Raw genomic sequence first — 16,541 nt, 5'->3', positions numbered from 1 at the left:
TGCAAAACCAGGGCGCGCATGTTAGCCGCAGACACGTGCAAGTTGAAGACACGGCGATCTGATTTTTCAACGAATAGAGCCCAAAGACACACTATCGGTGACGCAAAAGGCAAACAGCGCTGTATCCGGCCTGAAAAGGACTGAATCCCAACCCCGGGAAAACCCTCACCCGGCCAGAGAGCGGTGCCGCTTGATCCGGTACATATCGCCATCGGCATGGCTGAGCAGCGTATCGGCGTCCTCCCCGTCTTCAGGATAAAAGGCCACACCGATACTGCAGGACGGCATGTGCATCCCACCAAACTCGACACCCAGTGGCTCGGCCATGATCGCGTTGATCTGTGCGACTTTCTCCAGCACGACGTCCTGCGAGCGGATGTCCGTCAACAGCACCGTGAATTCATCACCGCCCATGCGCGCCACCGTATCCGTCTCGCGCACGCAACCTTCCAGCCGTCTAGCCACCATGCACAACACACGATCGCCCATGGCATGCCCATAAATGTCATTGATGCCCTTGAAGTCGTTCATGTCCACAAACAGCAAGGCCAGCGTGCTTGTGCGCCGGTTCGCTGTGCGTATGGCGAGGTCCAGCCGATCATTGAACAGCGAGCGGTTGGTCAACTGGGTCAGCGGATCATGATGGGCAAGGAAGCGCAATTCGTCTTCTGCCTCCTTGAGGGCCGTCACATCCCGCGCAACACCGATACGCGCGCCGACATCCTCGGACCAGAAGGCAGCCCAAAGAATATGCACGATGCTTCCATCCTTGCGGATATAGCGGTTGCGAAAATCAACGTGGGGTTGACCGTTCATGACCCTAACGATGGAAGCCCGTGTGGTCGCCAGATCATCGGGATGCATGTAGTCAGTGATCGCGGTTCCGGTCAGCTCTTCGGCACGGTAGCCGAGCAGTGCTTCGCAGGCATCACTCACAAATGCAATCTGGTTATCCCTGTCGACCACAAAAACCGTATCCAGCATCAGATGGATAAGTTTTGGGTAGAGCGCTTGAAGGTCGACGGGCATAGGGCTGAAAAGTCCGGTTGATCACACCTGTTGATCATAGCTTGATGGCAAATTAATGGCCAAATAATCCCTTGACCTGGCCCTTTTGGCACCTACAGGCCACGTGTTTGGGTCGAAAACTGCCAAACGGTCATCGCAGGCCATGTCCTGAAGAGAGGCAGTGCATAGCGCTGACCTGCAGAACCTGCCCTTCCTGCCCCAATGCCACCGCCCGTGGCGGGGTAAATCAGCACCGAACTTTACTTGTATACAATCCATAATAATTCTGGTTACATAATTCCGCGCCTACGACCCCGGTAATCGCCGGTGCGTATTGCGAGGGTCAACTAAAAATGCAACCTCCACAGCTGCTCGAACCCATTGCGCGTGCTCCAAAAATGTCACCCAGCGCGCATTCCGATGCTTGCTTGAGCCATCACGGAAGAGGAAACCCGATGCCCAAAACTTTACTGGTCAAGAACGCCGAACTTTTGGTGACCATGGATGGAGAACGCCGGGAGATCAGGCGCGGTGGCCTGTTCATTGAAGACAACCTGATCACGCAAGTCGGCCCTACCGAAACGCTGCCTCAACAGGCCGATGTGATTCTGGACATGGCCGGTAAAGTAGTCATCCCGGGGCTGGTCAACACCCACCACCACATGTACCAGAGCCTGACCCGCGTTGTACCAGCGGCCCAGGACGGTGAGTTGTTCAATTGGCTAACCAACTTGTATCCAATCTGGGCAAGACTTACTCCAGAAATGATCGCCGTCTCGACCCAAACAGCGATGGCCGAGCTGATTCTCTCTGGCTGCACGACATCCAGTGATCATCTCTACATCTACCCCAACGGCTGCAAGCTCGACGACAGCATCCACGCTGCGGCTGAAATTGGCATGCGCTTTCACGCTGCCCGCGGCAGCATGAGTGTTGGGCAAAGCCTGGGCGGTTTGCCGCCCGACTCAGTGGTGGAGAAAGAAAGCTTCATCCTCAAGGATTCCCAGCGCCTGATCGAGAGCTATCACGACGCCAGTCATGGTTCGATGCTGCGCATGGTCGTGGCGCCCTGCTCACCCTTTTCGGTGAGCCGCGACCTGATGCGTGAATCTGCCGTACTTGCGCGTCAGTACGGTGTGTCGCTGCACACCCACCTTGCGGAGAACGTCAACGATATCGCCTATAGCCGCGAAAAATTCGGTATGACACCTGCCGAGTACGTCGAAGACCTGGGCTGGGTCGGCCACGACGTGTGGCACGCCCACTGCGTACAACTGGACCAGCACGGCATTGAACTGTTCGCCCGCACGGGCACCGGGGTCGCCCACTGCCCGTGCTCAAACATGCGCCTGGGCTCGGGGATCGCGCCGATTCGCAAGATGCGTGACCACGGTGTATCGGTGGGCCTGGGTGTCGACGGCTCGGCTTCCAACGATGGGGCCAGCATGATCGGAGAGGTTCGTCAGGCACTGCTGTTGCAGCGTGTCGGTTTTGGCCCCGATGCAATGTCCGCTCGCGAGGCACTCGAAATCGCAACACTGGGCGGTGCCAAAGTGCTCAATCGCAACGATATTGGCGCGCTGGCACCCGGCATGGTTGCGGACTTCGTGGCTTTCGACCTTGGCCATCTGGCCTATGCCGGCGCCCTTCACGATCCGCTGGCCGCCCTTGTGTTCTGCACCCCCACCCACGTTGACACCAGCGTGATCAATGGACGCGTGGTGGTAAAGGACGGCCACCTCACCACCGTCGACCTGCCCCTGGTGCTGGAACGCCACAACACACTGGCCCGCCAGTTGGTCAGCGGCGAGTAATCCGTTCACCCCGTTGCGCTCTGCACTGAGGGCAACGACGGGCTGCAACAGAGCCCAAAAACTCATCGAATGCGACTGAGAACGTGCTGTTAGACGCATCTAAAATAACAAAAGCGAGCTACTCACCATGACTTCTTCAGCTACATCTCGTCCAGAGGACGAAAACCTCGGTATAGGCCCCAACCTGGCCTATGGTCTACAACACGTGCTGACGATGTACGGGGGCATCATTGCTGTGCCCCTGATCATCGGTCAGGCGGCCGGCCTTTCTTCGGCCGATGTTGGCCTGCTGATCGCGGCATCCCTGTTCGCCGGCGGCCTGGCCACCTTGCTGCAGACACTTGGCATTCCCTTCTTCGGCTGCCGCCTGCCCCTGGTTCAGGGTGTGTCTTTCGCGGGTGTTGCCACCATGGTCGCCATCATCGGCAGTGACGGTGCAGGCGGGTTGCCAGTCGTGTTCGGGGCGGTGATTGTGGCGTCGTTGGTCGGGCTGCTGATCACGCCGCTGTTTTCGAGCATCATCAAGTACTTTCCGCCGCTGGTGACGGGCATCGTCATCGTCACCATCGGGTTGACCCTGATGCCTGTTACCGCACGCTGGGCCATGGGCGGCAACAGCCAGGCCGCTGACTTTGGCAGCACGGCCAACATAGGCCTGGCGGCATTCACCCTTGTGACCGTACTGCTGCTCAGCAAGTTGGGAAGCGCCAGCATTTCTCGCCTGTCGATTCTGCTGGCAATCGTCATCGGCACGCTGGTCGCATGGGCCTTTGGCATGACTGATTTTTCCAATGTGCTGAATGGCCCGCTGGTCGCACTGCCAGAGGTCCTGCACTACGGCATGCCTGAGTTCAGGATCGCGGCCATCCTGTCGATGCTGATCGTTATTATCGTGACCATGGTCGAAACCTCCGCAGACATTCTCGCCGTCGGAGAGATCATCGAGACCAAAGTCGACTCAAAACGCCTTGGCAACGGACTGCGGGCGGACATGATTTCCAGTGCCCTGGCGCCGCTGTTTGGCTCGTTTACCCAGAGCGCCTTTGCGCAAAACGTTGGTCTGGTCGCCGTAACCGGCGTGAAAAGCCGCTACGTGGTGGCAACCGCCGGAATGATTCTGGTGACTCTGGGGCTGCTGCCAGTGATGGGAAGACTGGTCGCCGCGGTGCCCACCGCCGTACTCGGTGGTGCTGGCCTGGTACTGTTCGGCACCGTCGCGGCCAGCGGCATCCGCACCCTGGCCCAGGTGGACTACCGTAACAACATGAATCTGATCATCGTGGCTACATCGATCGGTTTCGGCATGATCCCGATTGCAGCCCCATCCTTCTATCACCACTTTCCGACCTGGTTCGAGACCATTTTCCACTCCGGCATCAGCTCGGCAGCGATCATGGCCATCCTGCTCAACCTGCTGTTCAACCATTTGCGAGCCGGCAACTCCGACCAACAGTCGGTATTCGTCGCCGCCAGCGATCGCATCCTGCGCTCCCGGGACATCCGTTGGCTCAATGAAGGTGATGTGTTTCGCGATGGTAAGCTGTTCGATTGCAACGGCAAGGAAGTACCCATTGTAGAAGCCGACGAAAGCCATGATCACGCCTCGCCACCCCGTAAAAAGCACTTCGAGCAAGAACACTGATCAACCTTGAACCCAGGAAATCGGCGTAAAGATTTGCTGTCGCTTCAATACGGGCGTTGCTGAGAAGGGATCAGCACGCCCGTACCGCCCGCTTTCTCAGCAGCCGCTCAGCGCTACCTGCCGACGTTCGCCCACAAAGAAGAACGGCCGCAGGCGCACGCCCACGCTGTTGCCGATAAAAGCAGCTACGAGCCACACCCAGCCATGCAGGCTGCCCGAGGCGATGCCACTGAAGTACGCGCCGATGTTGCAGCCATACGCCAGACGCGAACCGTAACCGAGCAACAAACCACCGATCACCGCCGCCACCAGCGAGCGGGTCGGAATTTTCAGGCTGGGTGCAAAACGCCCGGCCAGGCCTGCGGCCAGTAACGCACCCAGCACAATGCCCAGGTTCATGACACTGGTGATGTCTTCCCACACCGGTGCGGCCAAGGCTTTGGCATTGCCCGGCATCTGCCAGAACGCCCAGCTGCCAACATCGACACCCAACCCGCTGGCTGCCTTGGCGCCCCACAGTGCAAAGGCCGACGTAATGCCCCAGGGCCGCCCGGCCAGCGCCAAAGTGGCGTAATTGAGCAACGCCAGGCCAATTGCCCCCCATACCAGCGGCCACGGCCCCCGCAAGAAGCGGCGCAGGCCCTGATGTTCGCTGCTAACGCCCTCTTCCAGCTTGCCATGCCGGCCCTTTTCCAGCCGTACGGTCACCGCGGCAATGAGCGCGAACACGGCCAAACTCAAGAGCAAAGCCGGAACCACGCCAAAGCTCTTGACGATGGAAACGGGTGCAAACGAGGGCAGCGCAAACCACCAGTCAACGTGGTGAGTGGCAATCAGCGAGCCACAGATAAAGAAAAACAGGGTGACCAGCATGCGCGCATTGCCGCCACCCACTGTGAACAGGGTCCCGGACGCACATCCGCCACCCAGCTGCATGCCGATACCGAAAATGAATGCGCCGAAAACGACCGAAATCCCAATAGGCGCCACCAGCCCAACCACCGGCTGGCCAAACAAGGTGCCCGCTCCCAGCGCGGGGAAGAACAGCACCACCGCCACTGCCAGCATCACCATTTGCGCACGCAAACCCGCGCCACGCCGATCATTGATAAACACTCGCCACGCCGAGGTGAATCCGAAGGCAGCGTGGTAGAGGGTCAAGCCCAGTGCTGCTCCGACTACCAGCAACAGTACCTGGCGCGAGCCGACACTGTTTTGCAGGAACACGGCGCCAAACAACAGAAAGGCAAAAGCCACCAGTGGTGCCACAGACTTGCGCACAGGTGACATGGAAAGAGAACTGCTCATGAGGAATCTCGGTACCCAGGTTTTGGTTAATTGCGATGGCGGCGAGTATAAACCTGCGCGGCGGGCAATTGCTGTGTAACCGCGTGTAGTCGCTAACGAGTAGAACGAGGCTACGTCCGGTTGCGTAGCGACCGTAAAACCGGTACACGCGGTTTGCCTGATTAACCGGGGATGCCGATTTTACGACTGCTTCGCAGCCGAACGCAGCCTCGCACGGCTCGTCAGCTGCTACGGTTTTCGCCACCCGTCCCGCTCCGTAGCAGTTGACGAGTAGAACGAGGCTACGTTCGATCGCGAAGCGGTCGTAAAACCGCAACACGCGGAGTGCCTGATTAACCGGGAATGCCGATTTTACGACTGCTTCGCAGCCGAACGCAGCCTCGCACGGCTCGTCAGCTGCTACGGTTTTCGCCACCCGTCCCGCTCCGTAGCAGTTGACGAGTAGAACGAGGCTACGTTCGATCGCGAAGCGGTCGCAAATCCGCAACACGCGAAGTACCTGATTGATTGTGCAAGCTGATTTCACGACTGCTTCGCAGCCGAACGCAGCCTCGCACGGCTCGTCAGCTGCTACGGTATTCGCCACCCGTCCCGCTCCGTAGCAGTTGACGAGTAGAACGAGGCTACGTCCGGTTGCGTAGCGACCGCAAACCGGTACACGCGGTTTGCCTGATAAACCGTGGAAGCTGACTTTACGACTGCTTCGCTCCTCAGCGGCTACAACTACATCCCCAGCCAGTTCGGCAACGCAAGAGAAACAAACGGCACGTAGGTCACCAACACCAGGAACGCAAGCATCACCAGCAGCCAAGGCGATACGGCGCGTACCACGCGTGTGAGCGGCATGCCCGTGACTGCCGAGGTGACAAACAGATTGAGCCCGGTTGGCGGTGTGATCAGCCCGATTTCCATATTCACCACCATGATGATACCCAGGTGGATCGGATCGATGCCCAGCTGCATTGCGATCGGGAACAGGATCGGTGCAAGGATCAGGATGATCGCGGACGGCTCCATAAAGGTGCCTGCAACCAGCAGCACGATATTGACCACCAGCAGGAATTCAATCGGCGTAAAGCCCTGCTCAACCACCCAGGCAGTGATCGACTGCGGGATCTGCTCGGTGGTCAGTACGTGGGCAAACAGCATGGCGTTGGCGATGATGAACATCAGGACCACGCTCAGCTTGCCCGCTTCGATAATGACCTTCGGGCATTCACGGACGGTCATGTCCTTGTAGATGAAGATGGCCACAAAAGCAGCATAAACTGCGGCCACGGCAGCGGCTTCGGTCGGTGTGAACATGCCCGAATAGATACCGCCGAGGATGATCACGATCAACATCAGGCCCCAACCGGCTCGGCGGCCTGCGGTCATGATTTCCTTGAACGATGCCCGTGGCAGCGAGGGCATGTCTTTCACGCGGGCCATGATGTAGATGGTGACCATCAACACGAGACCCAACAGAAGGCCCGGCACGACACCGGCCATGAACAGCTTGCCGACCGAGGTTTCGGTGGCCGTGGCGTAGACCACCATGACGATCGACGGTGGAATCAGAATACCCAAGGTACCCGCGTTGCACACAATACCGGCGGCAAAGTCTTGCTTGTAGCCAGAGCGCACCATACCGGCGATAACGATCGAGCCGACCGCTGCCACTGTGGCTGGCGACGAACCGCTCAGCGCCGCAAACAGCATGCAGGCAAGGATCGCCGCGATGGCCAGGCCACCCTTGATATGACCGACGCAGGCGTTGGCGAAGTCGATCAGGCGACGGGCTACGCCACCGCTGGTCATGAATGCGCCGGACAACAGAAAGAACGGAATGGCCAGCAGCGTGTAGTGCTCGCTGGTTTCGAACAGTTTGATCGCCAGGGAACGAACCGAATCGTTACTGAAGAACAGGATGGTCATGGCCCCTGACAAACCCAGGGAAATCGCCACCGGAATACCGATAAACATCAGCACGAACAGGGCGACAAAAAGGAAGGCAATGGTCATTTTTCGGTCCCCGACTGGTCGTTTTCCGCCAGTTTGACGGCGTCATCCACTTCACTGTGCAAGCCCAGCCCCTGCTGTTTGCCTTGGGCGATACGGATGAAAATCTGCAGGAAACGCACGAACATCAGAGCAAATCCGATGGGCACGATCATTACGATTTGCCATTGGGCAATGCCGAAACGGTCCAGGTCTTCAGCACTGGTCCCGACCTCATACAAAGTAGCCACCCACTGCTCACTGGAGTACGCCATCAAGGCGCAGTAGCCCAGGCAAATGAGTACGGCAAGCATGGCCACACGTCTCTGGTTGGCAGGGTTGAACTGGCGCACCAGCAAGTCGACGCCAATGTGGGCGCCAATCCGCACGCCCCAGGCCAGCCCCACAAAGATCAGCCAGCCAAACATGGCCTTGGTCAGCGCTACGCTCCAGGTCATCTCCTGGGCGATGTATAGAATTTTGTCGCCGATACCGAGCATGGTTTCGTTGGCGAAGGGCAGCGAATCCCCCAGAGAGTAGAAAACGCCATACAGGTTGTTGAACACCACGTACGCGAAAGTGACCAGGGTCATGCCTGCAAGCAGGAACGCCACCAGCATTTCTTCCGCGTGATTCCAGACACGAACGACTGCGTGCATGGGTTTCTCCCTTGATAGAGCGGTCGCAAAGCGACGTGTGGGACCGATGAAGTCAGGGCCGCCGTAAACGTAGCCGTTAGCAACCCCGCACGGGGTCGCCAACGACAATCGGGGTCTCAGCTACTTTTGTTGGCCAGCTCGGCGGCCTGGATCACATCAGGACCAATGGCGCCTTCGAACTTTTTCCACACCGGGCGCATGGCTTCACGCCACATCTCGCGCTGCTCAGGGGTAAGGGTGATGATTTCGCTGTTGCCGGAATCGGCAATCTTCTGACGGGAGTCCTGGTTCAGCTTCTCGGCCTGTTTGTTCACCTCCACCGTGACCTCGGCCATGACCTCATCCAGGGTGGTGCGTATTTCCGGCGGCAGGCTGTTCCAGAACTTGGTGTTGGTGATCACCATGTAGTCGATGGCGCCATGATTGGACTCGGTGAAGAACTTCTGCACTTCATACACATTCTGGCTCTCGTAGTTCGACCAGGTGTTCTCGGTCCCATTGACTACACCGGTCTGCAAACCCTGATAGACCTCGGCAAAGCTCATTTTGCGCGGCGCGGCACGCAAGGCCTTGAACTGCTCATCCAGCACGGCAGAAGCCTGTACCCGGAACTTCAGGCCGCGAGCATCCTTGGGTTCATGCAGGGCCTTGTTGGCAGACAACTGCTTCATGCCGTTGTGCCAATAACCGAGGCCGGTAAGGCCCTTGCCTTCCATGGACTTGAGCAAGGCCTGACCTTGCGGGCTCTGCTGGAAACGGTCGACCGCATCGATGTCGTCGAACAGGAATGGCAGATCGAAGATCTGGATCGGTTTGGAGTAGTGCTCGAACTTGGCCAGCGACGGCGCCAGCAGCTGCACGTCTCCCAGCAACAACGCTTCCATTTCCTTGCCGTCACCGAACAGCGAGGAGTTTGGATAGACCTCGACCTTGACCTGCCCTGGAAGGCGCTCCTCGGCCAGTTTTTTGAACATGAGCGCGCCCTGGCCCTTGGGGGTGTGTTCGGCGACAACGTGGGCGAACTTGATGCTGATGGGATCGGCCGCGCTCGCAAAACCTGCGAATAACGGAAGTGCGCAGACCAACGCCTTGAGGGTGTGCTTGAACATGGGTACATACCTCTTGTTGTTATAAGTTTGGTAGTGCCTGGTGTTGCCTTAGTGCTGCTTGAATCAGGCTGACGCAGAACCCGCCCGCCGCACTATTCGCCGTGCATGTTCGATCACCGGAGCGTCGACCATCTGCCCGTCAACCACGAATACTCCGTCAGCAGACTCAACCGCAGACAGAATCCGTCGGGCCCGGTCCAGCTCTTCATGACCGGGCATGTAGGTGTCGTGAATCAGTGCAACCTGAGTGGGGTGAATGCACAACAGGCCGCCAAACCCCATATCCCTGGCATCGGCAGCCATTTGGGTCATGCCCTCGATGTTTTTGATATCTGCAAATACGCTGTCCAGCGGCGGCGCCAGCTCTACCAGCCGGCTGTGCAGCAAAATGGCGTAGCGGGCCTGATCGAGAATTCGCTGCGCTGCGACGCTGGTGCTGCTCAAGCCCATATCCAGGCCAAGGTCCAGTGCACCGAAAGTCAATCGCTCGATCCCGGCTGCCCGGGCAATGGCCGGTAACTCAAGCAAGCCCCTGGCACTTTCGATGATTGGCCAAACGGGTTTGGCGCACGCCGCAGCCAGTTCAACCTGCGCAGCACTTTCGGCCTTGGGCAGCACGACCGCCACTACACCCGGCTGGCGACGGCACAAGTCCAGATCGGCCGCCTGTTGCTCATGATGCGGCGCATTGATACGCACCAGGACCCGTGCCTGTGGGTTGGCATCAAGAAAGGCGTCCAGATTGGCCCGTGCCTGGACCTTGAGGTTTTCTGCAACGGCGTCCTCAAGGTCGACGATGACCGCATCGGCGCCGCTTTCCAGCGCCTTGGCAATCCGCTCAGGGCGGGTAGCCGGTACAAACAACGCTGAACGAATGATTGTTCTGTTCATGAAAGTGCTCCGTGCCGAGGTGCGAGGCGCGCGCCTCACACCGCTCCTTGTTGATGGAGGCGCTGGATGTCCGTTGCTCCGTAGCCCAGCTCATTGAGCAGGCTGTCGGTGTGCTCGCCCAAGTGCGGCACTGGATCCATTCGTGGTTCAAAAGCGAGATTGCGACCCGGTGGCAGCAGTGCTGGCAGCTTGCCGGCCGGACTGTCCACCTCGCGCCAGCGGTCACGGGCCTTAAGTTGCGGGTGGGCCCAAACCCCTGCCATGTCGTTGACATGGGCGTTGGCAATGGACGCCGCGTCGAGCCGTGCGATGACTTCATCGGCGCTCATGCGGGCAAATGCCTCAATGATGATGGCCCGCAGTTCGGCACGATTGTCCGAGCGCCGCGCGTTTGCATTAAAGCGTATGTCGTCCGCCAGCTCCGGCTGCAGCAACACCTTGTTGCAGAACTGCTGCCATTCACGTTCGTTCTGCAGGCCAAGCATCACCGTACCACCATCCCCTGCCGGAAACGGCCCGTAGGGGTAGATTGTGGCGTGGGCGGCACCGGCTCGCGGAGGTGGGGCGGCACCGTTGAAGGCGTAATACATCGGGTAATTCATCCACTCCACCAGGCTTTCCAGCATCGACACATCAATGCGGCTACCCTCCCCCGTCTTGTCCCGCAACAGCAGGGCCGAGAGCACACCGGTGTAGGCGTACATGCCCGCCGCAATATCGGCAATCGAGCAGCCGGCTTTGGCCATGTCGTTTTCGCCCGGTCCGCCGGTAACGGACAAAAAGCCGCCTTCGCTCTGGATCAGCAGGTCGTACGCCTTTTTCTGTTCGTAGGGTCCGCCCTCCCCGTAGCCAGAAATATCGCAGACGATCAATCTGGGGAAACGCTCATGCAGGGCTTCAAAAGACAGCCCCATGCGCTGGGCGGCTCCCGGCGCCAGGTTCTGCACCAAAACATCTGCCGTGGCCAGCAGCTTGTCGAGCACCTCTCCCGCGTCCGGCTGTTTGACGTTCAGGGTCAGGCTTTCCTTGGAACGGTTGGTCCAGACGAAGTGCGAGGCCAGGCCATTGACCCGCTCGTCATAGTCACGGGCGAAGTCACCGGAACCCGGGCGTTCGATCTTGATCACTCGCGCCCCCAGGTCGGCCAGCTGACGGGTGCAAAACGGTGCCGCGATGGCGTGTTCCAGACTCACAACAGTGATGCCGTCCAGCGGGCGGGGTTTGAATGCCGTGTCGTTCATGATGCAGTCCCTGCAGGTGCGGCAGTGCGGGTCAGCACGTCCAGGTTGTCCAGATGGCGCAGGTGCCAGACCAGCTCCACAAGCCCCGTCGCCTGCTCGTCGCTGCACGCTCCCGAGAAGGCCAGCAGGCGGCGAAACTTGTCCTCCAGCTCGGCGCGGCTCAGGGTGTTGCCCGGATCGCCCTTGGGCTCATCGATGCTGCCGGACACCGTCCGGCCCTGCACCGTCGTCACCTCCACACGGCCCAGCCAGCGCTGCGGGTAGGCGCCGTCGACGTGCTCGTCCAGCACCATGCTTACCTTGTCGCGAAATGCCCCGATGCGTGGATCGGTCAACGCGTGTTGATGAAACTCGGGCAATCCGGCCTTGCCGTAAACGGCGATCAGGCCCAGCACCGTGCCCATTGAGAATTTGGCCTGGTGAACGGTCTGTGGCACCTGCACGCGCCCCAACACGTCGATGGCGCCCTGATGGACCCGCGTGATCACGCGGGCAATGTCTTCGGCCCGCAGATTTTCGCGCTGCATCACCTCCAGCAGGGCATCCGCCGCCGGGTGCGTGTGGCGGCACGAGGCATGAAACTTGAATGAGGTTTCAATCAACGCCCAGCGGCTGCCCAGGCTGTCGGACAGGCAAGCCGGGTTGGCATCGCTGGACATTCCGGCAGCCATGCCCTGCTCACCTTCAAGAATGTTTTTCGCGCCGCTCAGCCCTTCTGCGGTCAAGTAGGCCGCCAACAGACCGTCCGCTGCCGCCTTGGCGGTGTGCAGCTGCTTGGAGTCTGCTGCATCGCGCAAAAACTCCCACAGGCCCGCCGCCTGGGTGCCCGCGGTGCCAAGCAGATGGGTGAACTGCTCCTGATTGAAATCCATCAACTTGCCCACGCCAACGGCTGCCGCCAGGGTACCGACGGTGGCCGTGGTGTGAAAGATGCGGTAGTGCGAACGGCCAAGGAACTCACCTATTCGAATACCGGCTTCGTAACCGGCGACTGCCGCAACGATCAGTTCGCGGCCGGACTTGCCCAGATCCTGTGCCGCGGCCAGAACCGCCGGGAACACCACCGTCGCCGGATGCAGCACGGAGCTGTTGTGCAGGTCGTCTTGCTCCACCAGGTGCGAGCTGGCACCGTTGACCAGCGCAGCGAAATACGCGGAGCTGGTCTTGCCGCTGACCAGGATTGTGGCCGGTCCACTGACCGGGCCCATCATTGCCGCATAACGCTCGAACAACGGGATCGGATGTGAACCCTGGCTGGCCAGGGCCGAGCCCAACCAGTCAAGAAACAGGTCTTCGGTACGGCTGATAACGGCTTCGGGCAACTGCTCGTAGTGCAGGCTGGCCAAAAACTCAGTGAGCGCTTGAGTGTGCTGACTCATGAAGCGGTCTCCATGGAATTCGAAAGTTCGATCAGATTGAGGTCCGGATCGAGCAGGTAGATCGAGCGGATCGGTCCCCGGGCACCCGTACGCATGACCGGGCCTTCCAGAATGTTCACGCTGTGGGCGCGCAAGTGCTCGATAACGGTGTCCAGTCGGTCGTTGACGATGAAACACAGATCGGCCGACCCCGGCAGCGGATGCGTTGCCTTGGGCTCAAACTCGGCACCTGCCTGGTGCAAGTTGATTTTCTGCTGGCCGAACGACAGGGCATGGCGCCCCTGACCAAACACTACCGGCTGCATGCCCAGCACACGGCTGTAGAAGTCCAGACTCACGGGAATATCACGCACCGTCAGTACCAGATGGTCGAGATGGCTGATCGGCATGTTCAATCTCCGTTTAGGCTTCGGATATGAATCCGGATCAATACCTAGAATGAACGCGGCAGTTCGAGCAGGTGCTCGGCCACGTAAGACAGGATCAGGTTCGTAGAGATAGGCGCCACCTGGTACAGACGGGTCTCGCGGAATTTGCGCTCGACGTCGTACTCATTGGCAAAACCGAAACCGCCGTGGGTCTGCAGGCACGCATTGGCCGCTTCCCAACTGGCTTTAGCCGCCAGGTACTTGGCCATGTTGGCCGCCGCGCCAGCGCTGCGCCCGCTGTCGTACTCCTCGCAGGCGCGCCAGCGCATCAGATCGGCGGCTTCAAGCTCGATGTGGGCTTCGGCAATCGGGAACTGCACACCCTGGTTCTGCCCGATCGGGCGGCCGAACACCACCCGCTCGCGGGCGTACTGTGCCGACTTCTCATTGAACCAGCGGCCGTCACCAATGCACTCGGCGGCGATCAGCGTACGTTCGGCGTTGAGCCCGTCGAGTATGTAGCGAAAGCCCTTGCCCTCTTGACCGATTAAGCTGCTGGCGGGGATTTTCAGGTTGTCGAAAAACAGCTCGTTGGTTTCGTGATTGACCATGTTGGCAATCGGCTGCACGGTCAGACCGTTACCGATGGCTTCGCGCAAGTCGACCAGAAAGATCGACATGCCGTCGACTTTTTTCTCCACCTCCGCCAACGGTGTAGTGCGAGCCAGCAGGATCATCAGGTCCGAGTGCTGAACCCGAGAGATCCAGACCTTCTGCCCGTTGATTACGTATTCATCGCCCTGGCGCACCGCAGTGGTCTTGATTTTGGTGGTGTCGGTGCCAGTGGACGGTTCGGTCACACCCATGGACTGCAGGCGCAGTTCGCCGCTGGCGAGTTTGGGCAGGTAGTAGTTTTTCTGCTCTTCACTGCCGTGGCGCAGCAAGGTAAACATGTTGTACATCTGGCCATGTACGGTGCCGGAGTTACCACCGCAGTGATTGACCTCTTCCAGGATCACCGAAGCCTCTGCAAGCCCCAGGCCAGAGCCACCGTACTGTTCAGGAATCATCGCCGACAACCAGCCAGCCTTTGTCATGGCGCCAACGAACGCTTCGGGAAAGCCCTTTTCTTCGTCAATCTTGCGCCAGTACTCCGCCGGGAACTCGGCACACAGGGCACGCACACCCTCGCGAATAGCGTTGTAGTCTTCGTTCAGATACGGATTCATTGCAGATCCTTATTGTCATTGTTCAGTCGAAGGTCACTTCGCCCTTTTGGGCCACACCTTCGTCATTACCCACCCACAACTCGGCCTTGCCTGCAGCGACAACACGACCGCTCACCTCAAAGGGACGGGGTGCAATCAACGGGCGAACGCCGCGATAGGTGAACCGCCGCAGGCGTGCAGCAGGATTGGCTCGGCAGAAAGCGCGCAGACTCAGCGTGGCCATGAGCGGGCCGTGAACCACCAACCCCGGGTAGCCTTCGGTCTCGGTGGCATAGGGCCAGTCGTAATGGATGCGGTGACCATTGAAGGTCACTGCCGAGTAGCGGAACAACAAGGTGGGGGTGGGCGTGACGGACTCCTGCCATGCACCCTCGGGCAACGGTTCTCCGCTCGCAAGCTTGGGAGGGGTGGGCTCGCGGTAAACGATGTCCTGCTCTTCGCGAATCGCCAATTGCCCGTCCTGCAGATAGTCATGCTGGACGGTGACAAACAGCAGAGCGCCGGTCTTGCCGTGCTTTTGCAGGACATCGATGATGGTGGAAACCCGCGTGGCTTGAGCGCCCACCTTGAGTGGCGTGTGGAACTCGATACGACCGCCAGCCCACATGCGGTTACGGTTGTCGGCGGGTGGCAGAAAGCCTCCCCGGGCCGGATGACCATCGCCGCCCAGACCGCTGCCCTCTACCGCTGGCTGGAAGAAACACCACTGCCACAGCTCCGGCAAGGGTTCGCCGGCCCGGGGCGCCTGCTCACCCAGGGTGGCCGCGATGCGGGTGACCAGGTTCAGGCTCAGGTGATCATGGATTTCTTCGGTGCGTCCGACCCAGGCGGACAGTGCGTTATCGCTCATCGGTGATTACCCCGTGGCTTGTTATTTTGGACATAATTGCCAAAAGGACAGCGATCTGTGAATCTGCGTTTGCGTTAGGGGGCGTTCGGTTTTGGTTAACGCCGAAGTCCTGCTGCCGCATTCATGCCCAGGGAAAATCAGCCATGCACTTTGATCTCGTCGACCTGCGTCTGTTTATCCATATTGCCGAATCCCCCAGCATGACCCAGGGTGCGCGCAAAGCTTTCATTTCCCCGGCCGCGGCCAGTGCCCGGATCAAGAGCCTGGAAGACAACCTCGCCAGCCGTCTGCTCTACCGTGACAGCCGGGGGGTTGAACTCACACCTGCGGGCGAACTGTTTTTGCACCATGCGCGCGTGATCATGCGTCAGGTGGACTACATGAAAAGCGAGTTCACCGAGTACGGCACCGAGTCCTCAGGGCATATCAGAATATTTGCCAACACCACGGCAGCCACTGAGTTTCTCCCCGAAATCCTCGCCGGTTTTCTTGCCGAACGTCCAGGAGTGACCGTTGACCTGCAGGAGCGTTTGAGTCGCGACATTGTTCGCGGGGTGATGGATGGTTCTACAGACATGGGCATCATTGCCGGCCCGGTAGAGGCCGACAGCTTGCAGGTCATACACTTCAGTACCGACCAGTTGGTACTGGTGACGCCCCTCGATCATCCGCTGGCCCGGCGCAAAACGATCAAGCTGGCAGAAACCCTGGCCTATCCGCACATCGGCTTGCACGAAGGCACCACCCTCCTGCGTTTTTTGAGTGAACAGGTAGCCCTGCACGGCAATACGCTGAACATGCGCATCAAGGTCTACAGCTTTGAAGCGATGTGCCGGATGGTCGAAGCGGGCGTGGGCCTGGCCATCCTTCCTGAGTCTTCGGCACGCCGACATCAACAGACCATGGGTTTGTCAGTCATCGAGCTCGACGAGCCCTGGCGCGTGCGGGAGCGAAGTGTGCTGGTGCGTGATTTACAGGCACTGCCTAAGGTGACCCGCACCTTGATCGACATCCTGTTGGCGCAAAACAAGGGTTCGGCTCTAGCACACAAATGATCTTTCGC

At 59.4% G+C, this 16,541-nt stretch carries 14 protein-coding genes; 3 read left to right on the top strand and 11 right to left on the bottom strand.

The features are described from left to right. Window positions 1-165: 165 nt before the first annotated feature. Entirely contained in the window at window positions 166-1,029 is an 864-nt protein-coding gene (locus tag RGV06_RS00660; protein ID WP_322149075.1) for a sensor domain-containing diguanylate cyclase, read from the bottom strand. 434 nt (window positions 1,030-1,463) lie between these two features. Here RGV06_RS00660 and RGV06_RS00655 point away from each other — a divergent pair, with 434 nt between their 5' ends. Together RGV06_RS00655 and RGV06_RS00650 are read left to right on the top strand one after the other, a co-directional pair. Continuing rightward, window positions 1,464-2,822 (top strand): 8-oxoguanine deaminase, encoded by a 1,359-nt coding sequence (locus tag RGV06_RS00655; RefSeq protein ID WP_046810592.1) that lies wholly within the window; start codon window positions 1,464-1,466, stop codon window positions 2,820-2,822. A gap of 127 nt (window positions 2,823-2,949) precedes the next feature. After that, window positions 2,950-4,464 (top strand): nucleobase:cation symporter-2 family protein, encoded by a 1,515-nt coding sequence (locus tag RGV06_RS00650; protein WP_037032450.1) that lies wholly within the window; start codon window positions 2,950-2,952, stop codon window positions 4,462-4,464. Window positions 4,465-4,560: 96 nt separating this feature from the next. Here RGV06_RS00650 and RGV06_RS00645 read toward each other — a convergent pair whose 3' ends face one another. The 10 genes from RGV06_RS00645 to RGV06_RS00600 form a co-directional block, all read right to left on the bottom strand. Then, window positions 4,561-5,772 carry a YeeE/YedE family protein gene (locus tag RGV06_RS00645; protein ID WP_198821995.1) on the bottom strand — a complete coding sequence of 404 codons (1,212 nt, stop codon included), beginning with the start codon at window positions 5,770-5,772 and terminating at the stop codon, window positions 4,561-4,563. Window positions 5,773-6,495: 723 nt separating this feature from the next. Then, on the bottom strand, window positions 6,496-7,776 hold the full coding sequence (gene dctM / locus RGV06_RS00640) for a C4-dicarboxylate TRAP transporter large permease protein DctM (protein WP_048351840.1): 1,281 nt from the start codon (window positions 7,774-7,776) through the stop codon (window positions 6,496-6,498). Then, entirely contained in the window at window positions 7,773-8,411 is a 639-nt protein-coding gene (locus RGV06_RS00635) for a TRAP transporter small permease (protein ID WP_019826367.1), read from the bottom strand. Before RGV06_RS00635 ends, dctM begins: the two co-directional genes overlap by 4 nt. A gap of 116 nt (window positions 8,412-8,527) precedes the next feature. After that, complete coding sequence (locus tag RGV06_RS00630; RefSeq protein ID WP_019826365.1) at window positions 8,528-9,520, bottom strand: TRAP transporter substrate-binding protein; 993 nt, start codon at window positions 9,518-9,520, stop codon at window positions 8,528-8,530. Between the two features lie 63 nt (window positions 9,521-9,583). Beyond that, window positions 9,584-10,411: an HpcH/HpaI aldolase/citrate lyase family protein gene (locus RGV06_RS00625; protein WP_046808763.1), complete on the bottom strand. Its 828-nt coding sequence runs from the start codon at window positions 10,409-10,411 to the stop codon at window positions 9,584-9,586. A gap of 35 nt (window positions 10,412-10,446) precedes the next feature. Further along, complete coding sequence (locus tag RGV06_RS00620; RefSeq protein ID WP_019826363.1) at window positions 10,447-11,652, bottom strand: CaiB/BaiF CoA transferase family protein; 1,206 nt, start codon at window positions 11,650-11,652, stop codon at window positions 10,447-10,449. After that, a complete protein-coding gene (locus RGV06_RS00615; protein ID WP_048351836.1) occupies window positions 11,649-13,031 on the bottom strand; it encodes an MmgE/PrpD family protein in 1,383 nt (460 codons plus the stop codon). The genes RGV06_RS00620 and RGV06_RS00615 overlap by 4 nt, the downstream gene beginning before the upstream one ends. Continuing rightward, window positions 13,028-13,420, bottom strand: coding sequence for a VOC family protein (locus RGV06_RS00610; protein WP_322149072.1), 393 nt, complete (start codon window positions 13,418-13,420; stop codon window positions 13,028-13,030). Before RGV06_RS00610 ends, RGV06_RS00615 begins: the two co-directional genes overlap by 4 nt. Before the next feature lie 44 nt (window positions 13,421-13,464). Then, a complete protein-coding gene (locus RGV06_RS00605) occupies window positions 13,465-14,628 on the bottom strand; it encodes an acyl-CoA dehydrogenase family protein (RefSeq protein ID WP_019826360.1) in 1,164 nt (387 codons plus the stop codon). A gap of 22 nt (window positions 14,629-14,650) precedes the next feature. Further along, window positions 14,651-15,478, bottom strand: a complete 828-nt coding sequence (locus RGV06_RS00600; protein ID WP_322149071.1) for an FAS1-like dehydratase domain-containing protein — start codon at window positions 15,476-15,478, stop codon at window positions 14,651-14,653. A 143-nt stretch (window positions 15,479-15,621) separates the two neighbouring features. Between RGV06_RS00600 and RGV06_RS00595 the strand changes: the two genes are divergently transcribed. Continuing rightward, window positions 15,622-16,533, top strand: a complete 912-nt coding sequence (locus RGV06_RS00595) for a LysR family transcriptional regulator (RefSeq protein ID WP_322149070.1) — start codon at window positions 15,622-15,624, stop codon at window positions 16,531-16,533. Window positions 16,534-16,541: the final 8 nt, after the last annotated feature.

This window comes from Pseudomonas sp. CCI3.1 (genome assembly GCF_034313985.1).
GTDB lineage: Bacteria > Pseudomonadota > Gammaproteobacteria > Pseudomonadales > Pseudomonadaceae > Aquipseudomonas > Aquipseudomonas psychrophila.
This window is presented reverse-complemented; position numbering and strand designations above follow the sequence as displayed.

Bases quoted from the DNA above. Each gene is read 5' to 3' on its own strand.
- RGV06_RS00630 (WP_019826365.1), bottom strand. From the start codon at position 9,520: ATGTTCAAGCACACCCTCAAGGCGTTGGTCTGCGCACTTCCGTTATTC.
- RGV06_RS00610 (WP_322149072.1), bottom strand. From the start codon at position 13,420: ATGCCGATCAGCCATCTCGACCATCTGGTACTGACGGTGCGTGATATT.
- RGV06_RS00600 (WP_322149071.1), bottom strand. From the start codon at position 15,478: ATGAGCGATAACGCACTGTCCGCCTGGGTCGGACGCACCGAAGAAATC.
- RGV06_RS00605 (WP_019826360.1), bottom strand. From the start codon at position 14,628: ATGAATCCGTATCTGAACGAAGACTACAACGCTATTCGCGAGGGTGTG.
- RGV06_RS00625 (WP_046808763.1), bottom strand. From the start codon at position 10,411: ATGAACAGAACAATCATTCGTTCAGCGTTGTTTGTACCGGCTACCCGC.
- RGV06_RS00620 (WP_019826363.1), bottom strand. From the start codon at position 11,652: ATGAACGACACGGCATTCAAACCCCGCCCGCTGGACGGCATCACTGTT.
- RGV06_RS00615 (WP_048351836.1), bottom strand. From the start codon at position 13,031: ATGAGTCAGCACACTCAAGCGCTCACTGAGTTTTTGGCCAGCCTGCAC.
- RGV06_RS00595 (WP_322149070.1), top strand. From the start codon at position 15,622: ATGCACTTTGATCTCGTCGACCTGCGTCTGTTTATCCATATTGCCGAA.
- dctM (WP_048351840.1), bottom strand. From the start codon at position 7,776: ATGACCATTGCCTTCCTTTTTGTCGCCCTGTTCGTGCTGATGTTTATC.
- RGV06_RS00660 (WP_322149075.1), bottom strand. From the start codon at position 1,029: ATGCCCGTCGACCTTCAAGCGCTCTACCCAAAACTTATCCATCTGATG.
- RGV06_RS00650 (WP_037032450.1), top strand. From the start codon at position 2,950: ATGACTTCTTCAGCTACATCTCGTCCAGAGGACGAAAACCTCGGTATA.
- RGV06_RS00645 (WP_198821995.1), bottom strand. From the start codon at position 5,772: ATGAGCAGTTCTCTTTCCATGTCACCTGTGCGCAAGTCTGTGGCACCA.
- RGV06_RS00655 (WP_046810592.1), top strand. From the start codon at position 1,464: ATGCCCAAAACTTTACTGGTCAAGAACGCCGAACTTTTGGTGACCATG.
- RGV06_RS00635 (WP_019826367.1), bottom strand. From the start codon at position 8,411: ATGCACGCAGTCGTTCGTGTCTGGAATCACGCGGAAGAAATGCTGGTG.